12 protein-coding genes are annotated in these 17,422 nt (G+C 41.7%); 1 reads left to right on the top strand and 11 read right to left on the bottom strand.

All coding sequences use genetic code 11. From position 1 onward, the window contains the following. Nucleotides 1-817 precede the first annotated feature (817 nt). From Q1A18_RS00555 to Q1A18_RS00570, 4 genes are all read right to left on the bottom strand, one after another. A complete protein-coding gene (locus tag Q1A18_RS00555) occupies nucleotides 818-1,951 on the bottom strand; it encodes a GDP-L-fucose synthase (protein ID WP_299576257.1) in 1,134 nt (377 codons plus the stop codon). 48 nt (nucleotides 1,952-1,999) lie between these two features. Further along, nucleotides 2,000-3,181: an adenylyltransferase/cytidyltransferase family protein gene (locus Q1A18_RS00560; RefSeq protein WP_299576259.1), complete on the bottom strand. Its 1,182-nt coding sequence runs from the start codon at nucleotides 3,179-3,181 to the stop codon at nucleotides 2,000-2,002. Nucleotides 3,182-3,333: 152 nt separating this feature from the next. After that, nucleotides 3,334-4,521 carry a GDP-mannose 4,6-dehydratase gene (gmd, locus tag Q1A18_RS00565; protein WP_299576261.1) on the bottom strand — a complete coding sequence of 396 codons (1,188 nt, stop codon included), beginning with the start codon at nucleotides 4,519-4,521 and terminating at the stop codon, nucleotides 3,334-3,336. A gap of 293 nt (nucleotides 4,522-4,814) precedes the next feature. Next, nucleotides 4,815-5,534 carry a hypothetical protein gene (locus Q1A18_RS00570; protein WP_299576263.1) on the bottom strand — a complete coding sequence of 240 codons (720 nt, stop codon included), beginning with the start codon at nucleotides 5,532-5,534 and terminating at the stop codon, nucleotides 4,815-4,817. 1,393 nt (nucleotides 5,535-6,927) lie between these two features. Between Q1A18_RS00570 and Q1A18_RS00575 the strand changes: the two genes are divergently transcribed. Next, nucleotides 6,928-7,614, top strand: coding sequence for a hypothetical protein (locus tag Q1A18_RS00575; RefSeq protein WP_299576265.1), 687 nt, complete (start codon nucleotides 6,928-6,930; stop codon nucleotides 7,612-7,614). A gap of 1,106 nt (nucleotides 7,615-8,720) precedes the next feature. On the opposite strand, the gene wecB is transcribed toward Q1A18_RS00575, so the two are convergent. The 7 genes from wecB to Q1A18_RS00610 all read right to left on the bottom strand — a co-directional run bounded on the left by wecB (nucleotide 8,721) and on the right by Q1A18_RS00610 (nucleotide 17,260). After that, nucleotides 8,721-9,920 (bottom strand): UDP-N-acetylglucosamine 2-epimerase (non-hydrolyzing), encoded by a 1,200-nt coding sequence (wecB, locus tag Q1A18_RS00580; protein ID WP_299576267.1) that lies wholly within the window; start codon nucleotides 9,918-9,920, stop codon nucleotides 8,721-8,723. A 533-nt stretch (nucleotides 9,921-10,453) separates the two neighbouring features. Continuing rightward, the gene (locus Q1A18_RS00585; RefSeq protein WP_299576270.1) at nucleotides 10,454-11,446 is read right to left on the bottom strand and encodes an NAD-dependent epimerase/dehydratase family protein; all 993 of its coding nucleotides are present in this window, start codon (nucleotides 11,444-11,446) and stop codon (nucleotides 10,454-10,456) included. Between the two features lie 2 nt (nucleotides 11,447-11,448). After that, nucleotides 11,449-12,198: a glycosyltransferase family 2 protein gene (locus Q1A18_RS00590; RefSeq protein ID WP_299576272.1), complete on the bottom strand. Its 750-nt coding sequence runs from the start codon at nucleotides 12,196-12,198 to the stop codon at nucleotides 11,449-11,451. A gap of 35 nt (nucleotides 12,199-12,233) precedes the next feature. Continuing rightward, complete coding sequence (locus Q1A18_RS00595) at nucleotides 12,234-13,391, bottom strand: glycosyltransferase (RefSeq protein ID WP_299576274.1); 1,158 nt, start codon at nucleotides 13,389-13,391, stop codon at nucleotides 12,234-12,236. Between the two features lie 74 nt (nucleotides 13,392-13,465). Continuing rightward, nucleotides 13,466-14,548, bottom strand: coding sequence for a glycosyltransferase (locus Q1A18_RS00600; RefSeq protein WP_299576276.1), 1,083 nt, complete (start codon nucleotides 14,546-14,548; stop codon nucleotides 13,466-13,468). Next, nucleotides 14,545-15,906, bottom strand: a complete 1,362-nt coding sequence (locus tag Q1A18_RS00605; protein ID WP_299576278.1) for a hypothetical protein — start codon at nucleotides 15,904-15,906, stop codon at nucleotides 14,545-14,547. The genes Q1A18_RS00600 and Q1A18_RS00605 overlap by 4 nt, the downstream gene beginning before the upstream one ends. A gap of 229 nt (nucleotides 15,907-16,135) precedes the next feature. Next, nucleotides 16,136-17,260, bottom strand: a complete 1,125-nt coding sequence (locus Q1A18_RS00610; RefSeq protein WP_299576280.1) for a hypothetical protein — start codon at nucleotides 17,258-17,260, stop codon at nucleotides 16,136-16,138. Nucleotides 17,261-17,422 lie beyond the last annotated feature (162 nt).

A 17,422-nucleotide genomic window follows, 5' to 3' on the forward strand; every position in this document is an offset into this window, starting at 1 on the left:
TCTGAGAATATAGAGAAACATCAGTTGTTATTAGTACGTTTTTGGGGGCTTGATGGGTTCATGTTCTGAGTTTTTAATCTCGAATTTAGTTAGGGCCGAACAGCTGATTCGTATTGAGTAGCTTAACATGAAGCTTTCGATGTTGGTGTTTGGGCTTCGCCCTGATGCCAGTCCCTTTTCTCCTTAGATGAGAAAAGGAACCAAAAGAATCAAGGCTGACGTTGCTTTTGAACGAAAACGACGGATCGGTCACTCCCCGAAAACCAACTCCTCCCGCTGGTCGTCAAACAGGGTTTTCTTAGCGTGTGCCCGCGCGAATTCCTTCCCTTGTTTTCTGTTTCAAAACCCTCGTAGGCCATTCTTTTCACCTGTCGGCGAAGTGGGGGAGCTGGCCGTTGTTCAGTTGTTCTGTTATCAGTTGCCTGCTGTCGAGTTTGGTTGTTTCCTTAAAGCTGATTCGTATTGAGTCGTTTTACGTGAAGCTTTCGATGTTGGTGTTTGGGCTTCGCCCTGATACCAGTCCCTTTTCTCCTTAGATGAGAAAAGGAACCAAAAGAATCAAGGCTGACGTTGCTTTTGAACGAAAACGACGGATCGGTCACTCCCCGAAAACCAACTCCTCCCGCTGGTCGTCAAACTGGGTTTTCTTAGCGCGTGCCCACGCGAATTCCTTCCCTTGTTTTCTGTTTCAAAACCCTCGTAGGCCATTCTTTTCACCTGTCGGCGAAGTGGGGGAGCTGGCCGTTGTCGGTTGAGTGTACTTGTTATATTAACACGATCTCCTTCGCCCTATGCTCCCTGCCTTTGCTATGTCCTGCTATTCCAGGTAGTGCTGATACATCAGGCGAACGCCTTCTTCCAGCTCAATGCTGTGTTTCCATCCCAGGCGGTGAAGCTTGGACGGATCCGTCAGCTTGCGAAGGGTACCATCAGGCTTGGTTCGGTCAAACTCAATGCTGCTCTGAAATCCAACGGTTTGTTGAATGGTTTCCGCCAGTTGCCGAATGGAAATTTCCTTGCCGGTGCCAATGTTGATGTGGGTGTTTCGCACTTCGTCTCCACTGCTTGCTTTGATATCTTCAAAGTTTCGGTTTTCCAGCAAGAAAACACAGGCTGCCGCCATATCTTCCGACCAAAGGAATTCGCGCATCGGATTACCGCTTCCCCATAAATACAAGGTAACCGGCTGCTTTTGAGATGCGGGTGGCGTGAACAGGCGTGTTTCTTCTTCCGTATCTGAATGGTGCAGGTAGATCCCATATTTTTTCAGCATGTACAGGATGTCTTCCTCTGAAGCCGCTCCGTCCATGCCTTCCACGGGACGTTTATTCAGGTCGTCGCGGATGGCATCCCAGTTGCTTTCTTCGAGGCACTTCGACAAATGAATTTTCCGTACCATAGCGGGCAAAACATGCGAGGTCTCCAGGTTGAAGTTGTCATTGGGACCATACAAGTTGGTCGGCATAACCGAAATGAAATTGGTGCCATACTGCATGTTGTAGGCTTCACACATTTTTAAGCCGGCAATCTTGGCGATGGCGTAGGGCTCATTGGTGTATTCCAGCACATCGGTTAGCAAACAATCTTCAGTCATGGGTTGAGGCGCGTTCTTCGGATAGATGCAGGTAGAGCCGAGGAACAACAGTTTTTTCACGCCATGCACATAGGACTGGTGAATTACATTGTTCTGAATTTGCAGGTTTTCATAGATGAACTGTCCGCGGTAGGTGTTGTTGGCGATAATGCCTCCAACTTTGGCTGCGGCCAGAATTACATATTCCGGTTTTTCGGTTTCGAAAAAATGAGCGACGGCTGATTGATCCATCAAGTCCAGCTCTTCCAACGACCGGCCAATGAGGTTGGTGTATCCTTTGTTTTGAAGGGTTTTCCAGAGGGCAGAACCCACCAGGCCTTTATGGCCGGCAACGTATATTTTGCTATCTTTTTTCATATTGAATGCATTGATTTGGATGATTCTATTGGCGAAAGGAAACAAGGACTAGAGCCCGGTTTCCTTTCGGCGTACTTTGATTCGCATGGCCCCTTTTATGGGTTCATCAGCGAGCAGAATGAGGTAACCACCACCGCCGGCTCCTGCCAGCTTCCAAGCCAAAGCCTGTGATTTGTAGCTCTCAATCACCTGATTAATTTCTTCGTTAATCATGGATGGGAACATGCTTGTCTGCGCCTCAAACGAGTCGAGAAAAGCCTTGGAAAAGGCCGGCAAATCTTTTTGCATGATGGCAGACCAGGCTTTTTCCGAAGCACTCGCCAATCGTTTTACATTGTCGGTGTTGATGTAGGTCTCTTTTAACAAGTCCAGTCCATTGCGACGGGGCCATAACAGAACCATGTATAAATGATCTTCAAGCCAGGTCAGGATTTCTTCATCGTTTACCGATTCAAATTGCTTGGGCCAGTAGGCTGCATCGTAGTAATGTCTGACCAGCCCCGGCATGCAAATTCCAATGGCATCCTGAGCCCCTGAAATAAGTTCCGATCCGGGATCGTTTTCAAATTTGAACAGAATTTCGGCTAAACGTTCAGGCTTTTCAAGCGGGAGCGTGTAAGGCCATATCTTTTTGGCGGCATTGCGTGTTGAGGTGCTCATGCCACACCGTTCGTTGTATTCAATAATGGGTTCCAACGACAGGGTGATGGCCCAGCCGGGATGGTATTTCGATACATAGGGCTGGTCAATCCAGGTGCCGGCCAAATCAATCCGGTAGGGCAGGGTGCAGTTGTCTGAGGAACGAATGGCTGTTGTTGAGCGGGCGGGCAAGCCTGCATCCGGAATTCGTTCCAGTACCTTGAGCTCGATTCCCAGTTCGGCACACATCTTTTTCTTGGCGGGCGAATAACCATCTTCGTTCACCACAAAAAAATCGGGCTGCAGGGCTTTTAGTTCTTGCTCAAAGTCCATGATTCCACTGCCTGAATTGATGAAGGCATCGGTTACATGACGAACCGCCTTGACCATATAGAGGCGTTCCTGCTCGCTGTTGATGGTATGGCGTCCTTTCAACTCTTCAATGGTTTGATCGGAACCAATTCCCACATAAAGATCGCCAAATTGAGAGGCTTCCTTAAAAAATGCGACATGTCCGGAATGAAGCAGGTCGTAACAACCGGAAACGAAGACTTTCTTGGGGCTAGTATTGTTTATTTGTTGTTTTTCCATACGTGTTTATTTTTTAGCAATTGGATATCGGGCACTGGGACTGTGAGAATTTGAGCACTGAGATTGTGAGCGCTGAGCCATTGAGCACCTCATTTATAATATCTCATCTTATCACCGTCTCACCCTCTCATTTTCTCACCGTCTTTCTTCTTCTACTCAAAATAATTCAAAGTGCGGTAGCCACCCTCACGCAGCAGAGCATCTTTTTGCATCAGCTTAATATCCGATTGCATCATATCCTGTACCAAGCCGTTGAGGTCATATTCAGGTTTCCAGCCTAAAACGGTTTGGGATTTGGTTGGATCGCCAATCAGCAGATCAACTTCAGTTGGGCGGAAATAGGCGGGATCAACAGCCACGACAGCTTGCTGGTCTTCGGAATTGTTCGAAGGGATTGTTGTTGTAATTCGGGTCTTGATTCCTTCCAGGTATTGTTCGCCCACTTTCTGACAGAACAGGGCTTCATCAAGGGCTGTGAAATACCCCTTTTCATCTGCTCCTTCGCCGGCAAAGGTAATTTCCAGACCGATTTCGGCAACAGCCAGTTTAATAAAGTCACGAATGGTTGTGGTAATCCCGGTGGCAATCACGTAATCATCGGCTTTTTCTTGTTGCAGAATGAGGTACATGGCTTTGATGTAATCTTTGGCATGGCCCCAGTCGCGCTTGGCCGACAGGTTCCCCATGTACACTTTGTCCTGCATACCCAAGGCAATTCGGCTGATGGCCCGGGTAATTTTGCGGGTTACAAAAGTTTCTCCCCGGATGGGCGATTCATGGTTAAACAGAATTCCGTTATTGGCATGCATGTTATAGGCTTCACGATAGTTAACTGTGATCCAGTAGGCATACATTTTGGCAACGGCGTAGGGGGAGCGCGGGTAAAAAGGTGTCGTTTCCTTTTGTGGAACTTCCTGCACCAGCCCATACAATTCACTGGTTGAGGCCTGGTAGATGCGTGTTTTTTCGGTGAGACCCAAAAGACGAATGGCCTCGAGCAAACGAAGTGTTCCAATTCCATCCGCATTGGCTGTGTATTCCGGTGTCTCAAAACTCACCGCCACATGGCTCATCGCAGCCAGGTTGTAGATCTCGTCGGGCTGCACTTCCTGCACAATCCGTGTGAGGTTCATGCTGTCGGTCATATCTCCATAGTGGAGCACCAGGTTGCGGTTTTCCACATGCGGATCCTGGTACAGGTGGTCAATCCGGTCGGTGTTAAACAAGGATGAACGTCGTTTGATGCCATGAACCATATACCCTTTTTTCAGCAGGTATTCGGCCAGATAGGCTCCATCCTGTCCGGTGATGCCGGTAATCAAGGCTACTTTTTGTGTCATAATTGTCGTATTATCAGTTGTTTGTAATTAGTTGTTTGTAATCAGTTGTCGGTTGTCAGTTATCGGTTGTCAGTTATCGGTTGTCAGTTGGCGAAGTGTCTGGGCCTGCTGTTCTCCAGGCTTTGTGAATCTCAGGCGTTCTTCGCGGTTAAGCTGTGCTAAGATACATAAGATTCTCGTCTTTAGTATTTGTTGGGCGTAACTCTGTGAATTACTTTATTAAGGTTAAAGTTGTCATGGTTAAAGGTTAAAGTGTCTTGATGGTCATTCGTTGGGTACTTCTTGCTCATTTGCTAGTTAATCCAGAAAGCGAGTAGTTTTAGCCAAAGGTAAGCGAGAATAACGGCGATCAGGAAGATGCCGGTATGTCCAATCAAGGGAAGGGGCTTGTGCTTATAGCGGGCATAGGCACTGTAAATTAAGATGCCTGCCAGGTTTCCGGAGAGTGCCAGTGCCAACAAAAAATCATTGAAGGGCAGCTGCACAAATCCTTTGATGCCCACAAAAAACAGGGCATGTAGGAGTGCCAGTACTAGCATGGTCATCTTACGAAACAAGACCAGCTCGTGAAATACATACATGAATGCAATGACAAAAGCGATTTGCACCAGTGCATCCAATGTGGGATTCATCCCCGGGATAAGAATTCCCTGGGTGCCCCGGGAGTGAAGCACCAGTACCGCTGCAGCCAGCAGCTTGGCCAGTTGCCGGATGTACCGAAAGGTGACGTTTGTATCCAGGAGCAAGCCCGAAAAAAACAGGATAACCATGGCGGCTATCAGCGGATGCAAGCTTCCAAAGCCTTTGCTGCTGGTGCAAAGCGCCAAGGCCAGGTTGATGCCAAAAAACATGGAGACGCCCCCCATCGTTAGCAGGGGAAGCTTGGGGAAGTGTTTTTCTGGTTCTGCAGTCAGATTTTTAGCCAGGCCTACCTGGGCCACTGAAGGTTGAACCAAAAACACGCTGACAAAGGCAATGCTAAAGCATAGTCCGCTTAAAATAAATTCACTCATGTCGAATCGCTTGTTTTATTTTTACCATTGAGGCCGTCTGTATAGCCCGGTGTATTATTCAGACCAATCAACGGTCAAGTCTCGAATCCTTAAATCCCTGAAGGGACTTTGAAAAGGAAAAATCCGGGCTTAGCACATCCATTGTAAGCCAATGATGAATGGGGAATTTTGTAGACAGCCCCTAAAAAAATGCAAATAACGGGGTTTTACACTTGTAATGCAAAATTATATTCAATTAAAAGAGGAAGATCGGTTGTCGGTTGTCGGTTGGCAGCGAGCTTAGGGCAAAGGGCAGAGGGCAAAGAGCATGGGGTTAATCTGCACCTTTGCCTGGCGCTTAATGCTAATTATTAATAGTCATTTGTTGGTCATTCGTTGAGTGCTCGCTATTTTCATCTGACTTCGTGCGTTCGTGAGTTCGCGACTTCATCTGTTCGTTATTGGCAGAGAGCAGAGGGCAGAGGGCAGAGGGCAGAGAGCAGAGGGCAAAGGGCAAAGAGTATGGGGGTAATCTGCACCTTTGCCTGGCGCTTAATGCTAGTCATTAATAGTCATTTGTTGGTCATTCGTTGAGTGCTCGCTATTTTCGTCTGACCTCGTGCGTTCGTGAGTTCGCGACTTCATCTGTTCGTTATTGGCAGAGAGCAGAGGGCGGAGAGCAGAGGGCAAAGGGCATGGGGTTAATCTGCACCTTTGCCTGGCGCTTAATGTTTGTCATTAATAGTCATTTGTTGGTCATTCGCAGAGTGTTCGCTATTTTCGTCTGACCTCGTGCGTTCGTGAGTTCGCGACTTCATCTGTTCGTTATTGGCAGGGAGCAGAGGGCAAAGGGCATGGCGTTTGCCTGTGCCAGTGCCTGGCGCTTAATGCTAGTCATTAGTAGTCATTTGATCGTCATTCGTTGATTGGTTACTTTTTCGTCTGACCTCGTGCGTTCGTGAGCTCGCGACTTCATCTTCCTTTCCTCGTCATCGCGAACAATGTGAAGCGATCTGCTATTGGAAGGTTGGAAGATTAGAATATAGGAAGGTTAGAATGGTAATTGGTTAAAGCTGAACGGTAAGGGGGCACCGTTGCCAACGACGGTCAATCAGTCGCTCGTTTCCGTAATTCTCAAACGTGAGGTAGCGGAAAATTGATTCGTAGCGATTTTTTTCGTTGTAATAAGCTTTACCATGCTGGTTTTTGCATGTTCTTACTTATTCATAATCATTCTATATTATGTTTTTCGATAAGTAGTATTTGGAAATATCGCAAAAGGATTTGTAACTTGAAACATAAGATTGTACGAAGTAAACCGCCGGCTGGTCATCAACCTTTCCTGTTTAGTAGCGCGGATCGGAAGAGGAGGCCGGCGGAGCTTTTGCAAGATATCACAAAATTTAATGTTACCATGAGTTATCAAAGTGATTTTGAACTTTGGAAAGAACAAATTGAGAATCTCCCTCCGGAGGAGCTTAAGCTACCGAACCAACCCATTGACGATTTTGTGGCGCGTGTTGAAACTTTGGCTGTTGATGCCAATGAAGACCGGGAGGTTTTAGCTGCTGCCGGTATGGATGTTACTTTAATTGATGATCTGACCCCTCTTAGTGGTGCTTTGCGTTATTGCCAGGCTAATTGGATGAGTGTTTTCCGGGCTCGGGAAGAAGCAGAAGCTTTATGGAAGGAACAGGCTCCGCAAGCCTTCCAGTTTCGAGATGAACTGTTACACCATTTTTCCTTTGCCTATCGGGATTACGAAGACATTCAAAAGAAAGTAATGCGCATTCGCGAGGGAGCCAGCCAAGCTGATATGATTCAGGATTTATTGGAACTGGCTGTGCTGGGTGAAAAATACCCAGAGCCCTTAAATGCCATCAATTTTGACTTGGCTCAGTTGCAGGAAGCACGTACCGTTTCGCATACCCTATCGGAACTATTGGCTGCTGCCAATGGTGCTGCCGATGATAGCAGCGAAACTAAAGTTATGCGCGATAAGGCGTATTCTTTACTGGATCAAAAATCGAGTACGATTCGTGAATTTGGCCGTTATGTCTTTTGGAAAAATGAAAACAAGCGAAAACGCTATTACAAGTAGTTTGTTAAACCCCTTGATTTTAGTAGCCCCGCGGCAGTTTAACCCCTCCCGCGGGGTTTTTTTGTGTCCATCGGCAGTTTAAGGTGCCCCTCAGCAGTTTAAGTGAGTCAATCGGTTAAGTTGACCTGTCCCCCGGCAGTTTAAGTGAGTCAATCAGCTTGGTAAACCGTCCCCCGGCAGTTTAAAGCATCCCCTTGCGGACTTGGAGCTTCCCATTGGCTGTTTGAGGCGAATTATCATGCTTTTATCCGTCATCGCGAACAAGGTGAAGCGATCTGCTATTGGAAGAATAGAAGGTCAGAGGGTTGGAAGATTAGAATGGTTATTGGCTTCGACTCATTAAACCACTTAATCGCTGACCACCGATGACTCACCACGATTTCTACCCTGGCGGGGCTCCTTCTTTTCTATCGCTGTTTTTCCTCCATTCCGAAGAGGTGGGCGCCGATTGATCGGCGATGGGGTTTTTTACCTTTTCCAAAGTTCTAACCTTTGGAAAAAGTTGGAAACTCACCCCAAGCCAGCTTCGCAGGCTTTGCCCCTCTCTTCGAAAAGAGATGGGAAGAGGTTGGCAGATTAGAAGGTCAGAAGATTAGAATGTTGGAAGGGGGATTGGCTAAAGCCGATTGGTAAGGGGTGTTGGGGGGACGAATATCGGAATATCGGAAGGTCAGAAGGTCAGAGGGTTGGAAGATTAGAATGGTTGTTGGCTTCGGCTCATTTAACCACCTAATCGCTGACGACCGATGACTCACCACGATTTCTACCCTGGCGGGGCTCCTTCTTTTCCATCGCTGTTTTTCCTCCATCCCGAAGAGGTGGGCACCGATTGATCGGCGATGGGGTTTTTTACCTTTTCCAAAGTTCTAACCTTTGGAAAAAGTTGGAAACTCACCCCAAGCCAGCTTCGCAGGCTTTGCCCCTCACTTTGAAAAAAGATGGGAAGAGGTTTGGAAGATTAGAAGGTTGGAAGGTTGGAAGGTTGGAGGATTAGAAGGTCGGAAGATTAGAATATTGGAAGGGTTATGGGGTTCCATTTTCACTTAATTAGCTAACCACTTTCTTCTTGCGTTTTAAACCTTCCAGATCTTGGAGACGCTGAAAGGTTATGCCTGGTACTCAACGATTGCCTTCACACAGCGCATTGCTGCTTGCCCATCCCAAAGCTCAGGTCGTTGTGGTACACGTCCTGCCTTAATTGCCTTTTGGTATTCTTTTCGGATGCGTTCAATGTTATTGCCGACCAATACGCTGGCCCCTCCATGTTCTTTCAACGTTACCGGTCGTTCTGTATTCCAACGGAGGGTTAGGCAAGGAGTACCTAGTACACAACATTCTTCTTGTAAGCCACCGCTATCTGTGAGCATGATGGAGGCACTCATATTAAGCCGCAACATTTCGTGGTACCCGATGGGGTGCATCAAAAAGAGATTGGTGCAGGTAATGGCCTTTTCCCATAATCCAAAGTTTTGAAGCATTTTTTGCGTACGGGGGTGAATGGGCCAGATGACAGGCATTTCGCTGGCTACTTCATCGGTGAGGAAATGGAGAATAGTTTCCAGAACTTCTTTTTGATCGACATTGGATGGCCGATGAAGGGTGAGGAGCGCGTAACTACCCCTATCTCTGCTTGGAGCTGAATCCGCTTCCTTAAGAAGGGGGATAAAGGCTTGCGCGCGGTCTGAATCCAGCAGATTGGCTTTTATTATATGGTTGATTTGAAGTGTTGATGCTTTATCCCGATTGGCTTCAAGAGTGTCAATCATAATATTGCCAACGAATTTGATTTTTTCATCCGGAACGCCTTCTTTTTGAAGGTTCTCATTGGATAGTTTATCCGGAGTAAGCAGGAGATCGCTCAACCGGTCGGTAACAAGTCGGTTGACCTCTTCGGGCATCGTAATATCGCCTGAACGAAGACCAGCTTCAATATGACATACCTTGATGTTAAGCTTCTTGGCAGTTACAGAACAAGCCAAGGTAGCATTGACATCACCAACCACGACCACCCAGTCTGGTTGTTCTTGCAAGCATACCTTTTCAAATCCGATCATCGTGTTACCTACCTGTTCCGCATGGCTGCCGGAACCAATCCCCAGGTTTATGTCTGCTGCGGGGATGCCCAGCGCATCAAAAAAGGCCTGGCTCATCCGGTCATCGTAATGTTGCCCGGTGTGTACCAATATATGCTGAATGTTTGGGCTGGTAGCATCGTTATGCGTTTGGTTGTATTGTTCGATGGCACGTACAAACGGAGCAATCTTCATGAAGTTAGGACGAGCCCCTACAATGGAAATGATTTTCATGTTATCGTGGTTTTGGTTGTTATAGGTTTTGCAGAGTGGCTAGATGCCGTTAGCTAGCTTTGTTCTCAACAGCTACTCCTGTCCAAAACTGTTGTTGGTTTTCTTGATCCTTCCGCCCCAATCGATTGAGCCACCTTCCCCCAAAAAAAAGGGATGTGCTGGTCGCTCGTTTCTGTTACTCTTAAACGACTTCAAATTAAGGTTAAAGTGTAAAGGAACAAGGTTAAAGTGTCTGGAGCTTGTCAATCGATGATCACTACTTACAACTGTGCTGAACTTCGATTGGTGGTATTTTGCGCTGATGCTGACAGGTCGATGCCTTGTTGTCGTTGTAAAGGACGGGGAGCTGGCCTCTCGTTTCCGTTGCTTAAAAGGAGGCAAAAACTGTGGGATCTTCGATAGGTTCTTACAAGCCAAAGTCCAGAGCGGGAAGGGGAGGCTGTTCTTTTTCATCGCACGATAATCTTCGCTTGATTTGTGAATGATGTTTTTCAAACTTTTATTACTGGCCCCTCCATGAGGTATCTTGGATGTTATTCACTTTCAAAGGTGATGCCGTCCTTATTTTTATCAATGAACTCGTAATGCAGGGTGTTGTGCAATCCTTGGCCCAAGGTATAAGGCGCTTTGAATCCACAATTGTGTGCTTTGGTGGCATCGAATTGCGTGGTGGCGCAAAACTTTTTGACCCGAACCGAGCTAACGGCAAACTTTTTTCTTGTAAGGGCACTTAAGATGTCGAATCCATATCCGCCCAACATACCTAACCAGTAAGGAAAATGTGTGGAGGGAATATGCTTATTTAAACTTTCTTCCACCTGAGCTACCAAGTCGTTCATGTTCAAGTCTGGCTTGTCGATGTAGTTGAATACCTGGTAGCCGGGCTTTGTATTTTTTAGATGGTATTTGATAAAAGCGGCGATATTACCAACATAGGCCATGGACTTGTAGTTGGTTCCCTTGCCCACCATTAAAAATTTACCGGAGGCAATTTGTTTGAGCAGGTTATATACGTTGCCACGATTCCGTTCTCCAAAAATCACCGTTGGACGAATGATGGTTAACGAACGGTTTTCCGGATCTTGTTGGTGCCAGGCCCTTAATACCTCTTCGGCCTGCCATTTGCTTTTGCCATAGTGGTTAAACGGATCAGCCGGGTGTTGTTCATTGGGATTCTCTTTGTTAAGGCCATATACCGCTACCGAGCTGGTAAAGATGATGTTTCTTACTCCGTTCTTGTCCATGGCATCCAAGACGTTTCTGGTACCCTGGACATTTACATCGTAATACAAGGAAGTGGGAGAAACATCATCACGATGTTCGGCGGCAAGCAATACCACCGCTTCCTGCCCTTGAAGCGCGTTGTCCAGCTCCGCTTGGTTTCTGACATCACCAAGGGTTGTTAGCTCCGGAAAAAATGGGCTTTGTTGTTTATCAAAGATTTTTAGCTTAAAATCAGTTCTTGTAATATCAGTTAAGCGTGTTCCGACAAAACCGGAAGCACCGATGAAAGTAACGTTATGCATGGTTATTTCGAGATGAATTGTTTTAGTTTTGGAATTAAACGAAGAACGGGATAAAATGGAGATACTTTGATGCCATTCTTTTTAAAAGCTCGCAAGATATTTCGATTTCCTTCAATGATTTTTTTGAGTGAGCCTGTACTTTCTCCACCATAGCGCATTTTTACAATTGTTTCATCAAGGAAGGAAACTTTTATGCAATTCTTTTCTATAAAACGTAGCATCAGTTCAAAGTCAGCTGATACGTCGAGATTCGTGTCAAAAAGACCGTATTTTTCATATACTTCCTTCTTAACAAAGAATGTAGGATGAGGAGGATGCCATCCTTTCGTAAAACTGCCTGAAATAAAGGGAGATGATTTCCAGTGTCTGATTACTTTGTTCGTGTCTGTGGGAGCTACGAAATTGAGGTTTCCATACAGTGCATCACAGTTAGTTGTTGTGAATGTTTGGGCAATTTTTGCTAATATATTATCGGAAGCATAAAAGTCATCGGAATTTAAAATTCCAATAATGTCGCCATTGGCGAGTTTAATCCCTTTATTCATGGCATCATAAATGCCCTTGTCGGGTTCAGAAATGATGGTCTTAACCCGGTTGGGTCTTGATTTTATTATTTCGATGGTATTGTCTTTTGAGGCGCCATCAATAATAATGTGCTCAAGGTCAATTTCAGTCTGCTCATGAACCGAATCAATACAGCTAGCAATAAAAGGTGCACTATTAAAAGTGGCGGTGACGATAGAAATTTTCATAATTATAAAACACTTTTGTTCAGACGATGACTGTTTCACTGTTTCAGAGTATCAATTAATACTTTAGATTGATTTTCAAATGCATATCGTCTGGATGTTTCTATTGCATTTTTTCGCACCTCATTATAGTTGGATTTCGTATCTCTGAGTTGGTTAAATAGATTATTTAATGCTGTTACACTTTTAGGTTTAAATATAAATCCATTTATCCCATCATTAATTATACTTGGAATACTGCCAACGTTTGTTGCCAGAACCAAACAGCCGCTTGCCATTGCTTCAAGAACTACTTGAGGCAGTCCTTCGCTATAGCTTGGCAGGATGAAGATGTCGTGAGATCGGTATATGTCCAGTAGCTGAGGTCCATATGGAATATAACCGTGAAGATGTATCTTATTAGAAAGGTTATATTCTTTTATCAGTTGTTTCGTATTTGACATGTATTGTCCATCACCCACAATTGACAATTCGTAATCAATATTTGTGTTTTTTAAAGCGCTCAATAATTCATTTATTCCTTTGTTTACTTCAATACGACCAACGAATAGTAGGCGCACTCTTTCTTCTATATTCAGCGGGCGAAGTTTAGATTCATCGATAATATCATTGATATGATATCTGGAACTTACAAATTCACGGACATTATTGGATAGGTGCGCATAGCGCTTTTTTATATCAGGTCCTAATGTTAAAACATGTGAGTTATTTTTATTGGCAAAATTTTCCACAAATGTTTCTAAATAATTAGCGATAAATCGAGCCATTGTTTTATAAATTCCACTATATCGCATAGGGATCATTTCACGGGTATTTTGCCGAATTAGCAGACAGTGTTTTTTTTCATACCTTATTGCGTATTTCAATATTATAAGACTGATTGGAGAAGGGGTCATTACAAGTAATACATCAGACTTTTTGATGAAATCCTGAATTGTTTTTTTATTTCTAAGCCAATAGAATGGTAGTTTTAAAAACAATGCAAAAAGGTTTGAATAGCTATTTAATTCAAAAAAATGATTGTATTGCTGGATTAAATAGGAACTTTTTAATGAATCTTCTGTCCCTAATCTACCAATAAATTGAAAATCGAAATGAGAAGATATTTCATTGAGTAATAATGTGTATATATCTTCACAAAACAAAAGGTTTTTCTTTTTTAAATATCTTGTTTCTAAATAAACTCCAACTTTCATTTATGTGTATTTTATGCTTTCATTAACTATTTTACGTCTCAATTAAAATACTTTTTAGAGAGTAGTGGCGTGTTTTAACTATTTAGTAGTAGTAGGTATTGCTGTAATATACTTTCTGTCTTAAATATATTTTCTGCTATATTTTTATTTGAAATTCCTTCATTTAATAAATCATTTGGATGGGAATTGAGAGCATAGCTCAGACTTTTAGATATTGATTGTGCATCAAATGGGTTAGATAGAAAATTGGAATTTAGAATTAGCAATGGGACATCAGAAACCCGGGTGGCAATAACAGGTTTACCAGCGACCATTGCTTCACAAACCGTATTGGGTAATCCTTCCAGAATACTGAATAGACCTACGGCATCAGCTTGATGTATTTTTTTATTGATATCTAAAGTTGGAGGATGAAAAGAGAAAACGTTATCTAACTGATATTTTTCAATCTTTTTTAGTGCGACAGACTTTGAATCATCATGATTATCATCGCCATACCAATCAATTTTCAATTTATTTTTTTCTTCTTTTGTTAGTAGGTTTACAGCTTCAACCAAACAATTTAGGTTTTTTAAATACCGATGACTAGCAGCAATAACAATGTTAAATTTGCCATCTTTTTGTGGGGTGAATTTTTCGTTCGATTGCCATTTTTTAAAGTCAACAATATTGTATATTACTTTGCATTTTCTGGAAGCAAGAAGCGGATTGACTTTTCTAACCATTTTAATATTTGCATGAGAGTTGGCTACAACATAATCAGCAAATAAATGAAACCATCGATAGGCTTTCAATTTGAAAGATTTCAGGATGGCTGGGTTTGCACTTCGTTCTCCAACGACTAATTTCCATTTCCTCCTTGGGAAACCTGCTATTTCACAAATGAAGTTTGGTGCCTCCAAAAAGGATAAAACAGAATTAAAGTTCCCATGACGTATGTATCGGCGCATTTTTAATAGCCGCATGAAATGATTTGGAGCAATAATTTCATGCACTGCAATATTATTTTCATCGAGGATATCTTTAAAAAAGTTGATGCGGTGGTATACCAAAAAAGAAACCTTATGCCCATTTTGCTTTAAGCCAACAGCCAAATTAACAAGTTGACGTTGTGCACCACCAGAGCCAAGACTGTCAATAACGCAGAGTATTTTCATAAGAACTTGAGCATCGAATATATAATCAATAAGCCAGAGTACATAAATATATATTTAAGTTTATTCTTTATGATTATTTGTTTTGTTTGCTGTGATTGAATATAGACGAATAAAATGTACATGATGGGGTAGACGGCCATGATTCGTCGAACGTTAATATTGGAAGAGTTGGCCAATAAAAACAAGGCCATAAAACCCAACAGCCAAATGCTTAACTTTGGGAGTTTTTTATAGTATTTCTTCAGATTTATGAAAGAAATAAAAACTACATAGCCCCAAAAAACAGGAGCTATGCCTGCTACAATAGCCAAGAGTATTTGAGGAATAGAGTTTGAATTTGCTAGCTGAAACCAGGGTGGAAAGGGTGAGATTTGAGAAAATGCGGTAACCGATAGTTGCTTAATACCAAAAGGCAAACGATAAAGTATAGCTCCGAGCCCTCCTGAGTCTTCTGCACTTAAAGAAGTAGCTTCGGCATATCGATCTATGACCATAAATACAGTACTAAGAGAAGAGAGTATATATTTGATTGATAAGGCTGCTATGAAAACAACGATAACTGTCGTTAGAAAGTAATAGAATCTTCTGTATTTATTATTACCAGCCTTAGTATACAAAAAGAGCAAAGGAAAGAAGGAGAATGCAATACCACTTTCGAACCTGAACTCAAGTGTAATGAATTGCAATAGAATTAAAAATAGTAATCTATTTATGGTAAATGGACGATGTACAAGATATATAGCTATTGTAAATAATAGTGTAATATGAATATCTCTTAGAAGCCAAGGCGAAAAAGATAAAACATAGGCAAAAAATAAATAAAACAAAGTGTATTTGAATGCTAATTCTTTTTTTACATAAAATAATAACGTTTTATAGATGAATAGATTTATAAGTACTGCTAAAGCAGAAACGTTTATTATCTGAAATAAAACAGTGTTTCCTGTTAAATATTTGTTTGCAATAAATGCTAATGTACCAAAAAGAAAATAAGCTCCTTCCTGTTCAATATGTTCCCTGTAAATAAAACATGAATTAAAGATAGCATTTATCGACGGTTTATTTCCTAACTGTTCAGCTACTGTATAAAAATGGTCTTGATCTGGATAAATAAAAAAACTGTTTACTGCTGTATATCCCCAATAAGCAAGCATTGTGTATGAAGTGTATATAAGAAAAGCTAAGTAGAAAATAGATAGTAGATGAATGAGTTCAGCTTTATTTTTATTGGATAACCAATAAGAGATTCCAGTACCAATAATAAAAAACGAGATAAGAGAAACCGTTGTTGACATATCGCCACTAAAAAGCGATATACAAAGCATTACAACGACACTTAAAAATAGAAAAATAATCATTTGAAGCTATTTATTGCTTATTTACTTTTCAGCTTAAACCATAGTCTCAATATCCTGTTGATGATATATTAACCTAAGTGGCAAATCCAAGACTAATTTCAACAATTAGGATAATGTTTTTTCCAAAAATGAAAATTAACTACATTGAAGCAGAACAGACTAGTTATCAATTGGAGGTTAGCTTTTTACGAAGCAGAGCTTAGGGGAACCAATCCCACAGAGATTAGAATTATATATTTTTAATAGTTTCCTTTAATGCAAATTCTTGGACCCAATATTTACCTTCAACAAATTCATACTCTCCTTTTTTTATTCGTTGATAAAATCCAGGTACCTCATTTATTTTCAATTGTTCTGCTGTATCTATTCCAATAAAAATTGAGGATTCTATTATAAAATATTGATTTAATTTTTCGCTAAATAGTAAATCTGTTGCTAAAAAATTTGCTTTAAAAAGTTCCTTAACTTTAAATGCTAAGTCTAGAGCTTTTGGCTCAATCGCCTTTTTAACAACATTGCCTGCTCCAGAAGCTTTAAAATCTCCTTTTTTGGGATACCGATAATAGCCAAATAATTTATCTCCTGTAACCATAATTCTTAGATCATATGTGGCATCACTAATAAACTCTTGAAAAAGAATATAGTCTTTTTGACGTTGAAACTGGAAGTATGTTTTTGCACCTTTTGATGAAAATGCTTGATTTATAAGTTTGATTGCTTGACGTTTATTCGCAATCTTATTTACTCCAAACGAAGCTGAACCAGTATTAAGTTTTGAGATAATTGGGTATTTTGCTTTTTCTGCATATTCCAAAGCATCTTCTTTAGAATGAGATACAAAAGTAGGTATTTCTGGTAGATTAAAATGTTGGTATAAATAATGCGCATTTACTTTATCTTCGTATGTCCAGATCTCATCAAATGATGGTAAGCACTTTTTATTCATTAGTTTATCTAGCACATATATTTTGTTAGTGGCAATATCTTGAGTAGCAGGATCTGAATTAGTATGCCAAACAATTACATCAAATTTTTTGGCTTTTTCCAGCCAATCATGTCTGTATATATCATAGTACTCGTACGAAATATTGTTGTTCTTTAAAAATTTCTCATATTTCGGATAATAGGCACGATTGCTCACATATCCTTCATATTCATATCCATCTTTAACAATCCCAACGCAAATGTTTGGATTCTCATTGTTTTTTAATACTACTTTATCTGCTTTATATAGTGTATCCTCCAATTTTTCTAATGGTATAATACTTCCATTGGCTACACGTTTTTTTATATAAAAATTCCTAATAAATGGAATTAAAAATACTATCTGTTTGATTATTTCTTTTGCAAGCATAAATTAATTCTTAAAATAGATAATTTGACTGATCAAAGAAAGTGAAGATAATCCAAAATTATCTTTTGTCTGTTTTAGGTGATTAAAATATTTAGTGGGATATGCAATAATTATTGTGTATAATTTTAAAAGGTGGAATAATGAATGTAACAGCTTCAAATC

The sequence above is a fragment of the uncultured Sunxiuqinia sp. genome (assembly GCF_947495665.1).
Classification (GTDB): Bacteria; Bacteroidota; Bacteroidia; order Bacteroidales; family Prolixibacteraceae; genus Sunxiuqinia; species Sunxiuqinia rutila.

Coding starts and splice junctions, on each gene's coding strand:
- gmd (WP_299576261.1), bottom strand. CDS start 4,521: ATGACACAAAAAGTAGCCTTGATTACCGGCATCACCGGACAGGATGGA.
- Q1A18_RS00570 (WP_299576263.1), bottom strand. CDS start 5,534: ATGAGTGAATTTATTTTAAGCGGACTATGCTTTAGCATTGCCTTTGTC.
- Q1A18_RS00560 (WP_299576259.1), bottom strand. CDS start 3,181: ATGGAAAAACAACAAATAAACAATACTAGCCCCAAGAAAGTCTTCGTT.
- wecB (WP_299576267.1), bottom strand. CDS start 9,920: ATGAAAATCATTTCCATTGTAGGGGCTCGTCCTAACTTCATGAAGATT.
- Q1A18_RS00590 (WP_299576272.1), bottom strand. CDS start 12,198: ATGAAAATTTCTATCGTCACCGCCACTTTTAATAGTGCACCTTTTATT.
- Q1A18_RS00555 (WP_299576257.1), bottom strand. CDS start 1,951: ATGAAAAAAGATAGCAAAATATACGTTGCCGGCCATAAAGGCCTGGTG.
- Q1A18_RS00585 (WP_299576270.1), bottom strand. CDS start 11,446: ATGCATAACGTTACTTTCATCGGTGCTTCCGGTTTTGTCGGAACACGC.
- Q1A18_RS00575 (WP_299576265.1), top strand. CDS start 6,928: ATGAGTTATCAAAGTGATTTTGAACTTTGGAAAGAACAAATTGAGAAT.
- Q1A18_RS00600 (WP_299576276.1), bottom strand. CDS start 14,548: ATGAAAATACTCTGCGTTATTGACAGTCTTGGCTCTGGTGGTGCACAA.
- Q1A18_RS00610 (WP_299576280.1), bottom strand. CDS start 17,260: ATGCTTGCAAAAGAAATAATCAAACAGATAGTATTTTTAATTCCATTT.
- Q1A18_RS00605 (WP_299576278.1), bottom strand. CDS start 15,906: ATGATTATTTTTCTATTTTTAAGTGTCGTTGTAATGCTTTGTATATCG.
- Q1A18_RS00595 (WP_299576274.1), bottom strand. CDS start 13,391: ATGAAAGTTGGAGTTTATTTAGAAACAAGATATTTAAAAAAGAAAAAC.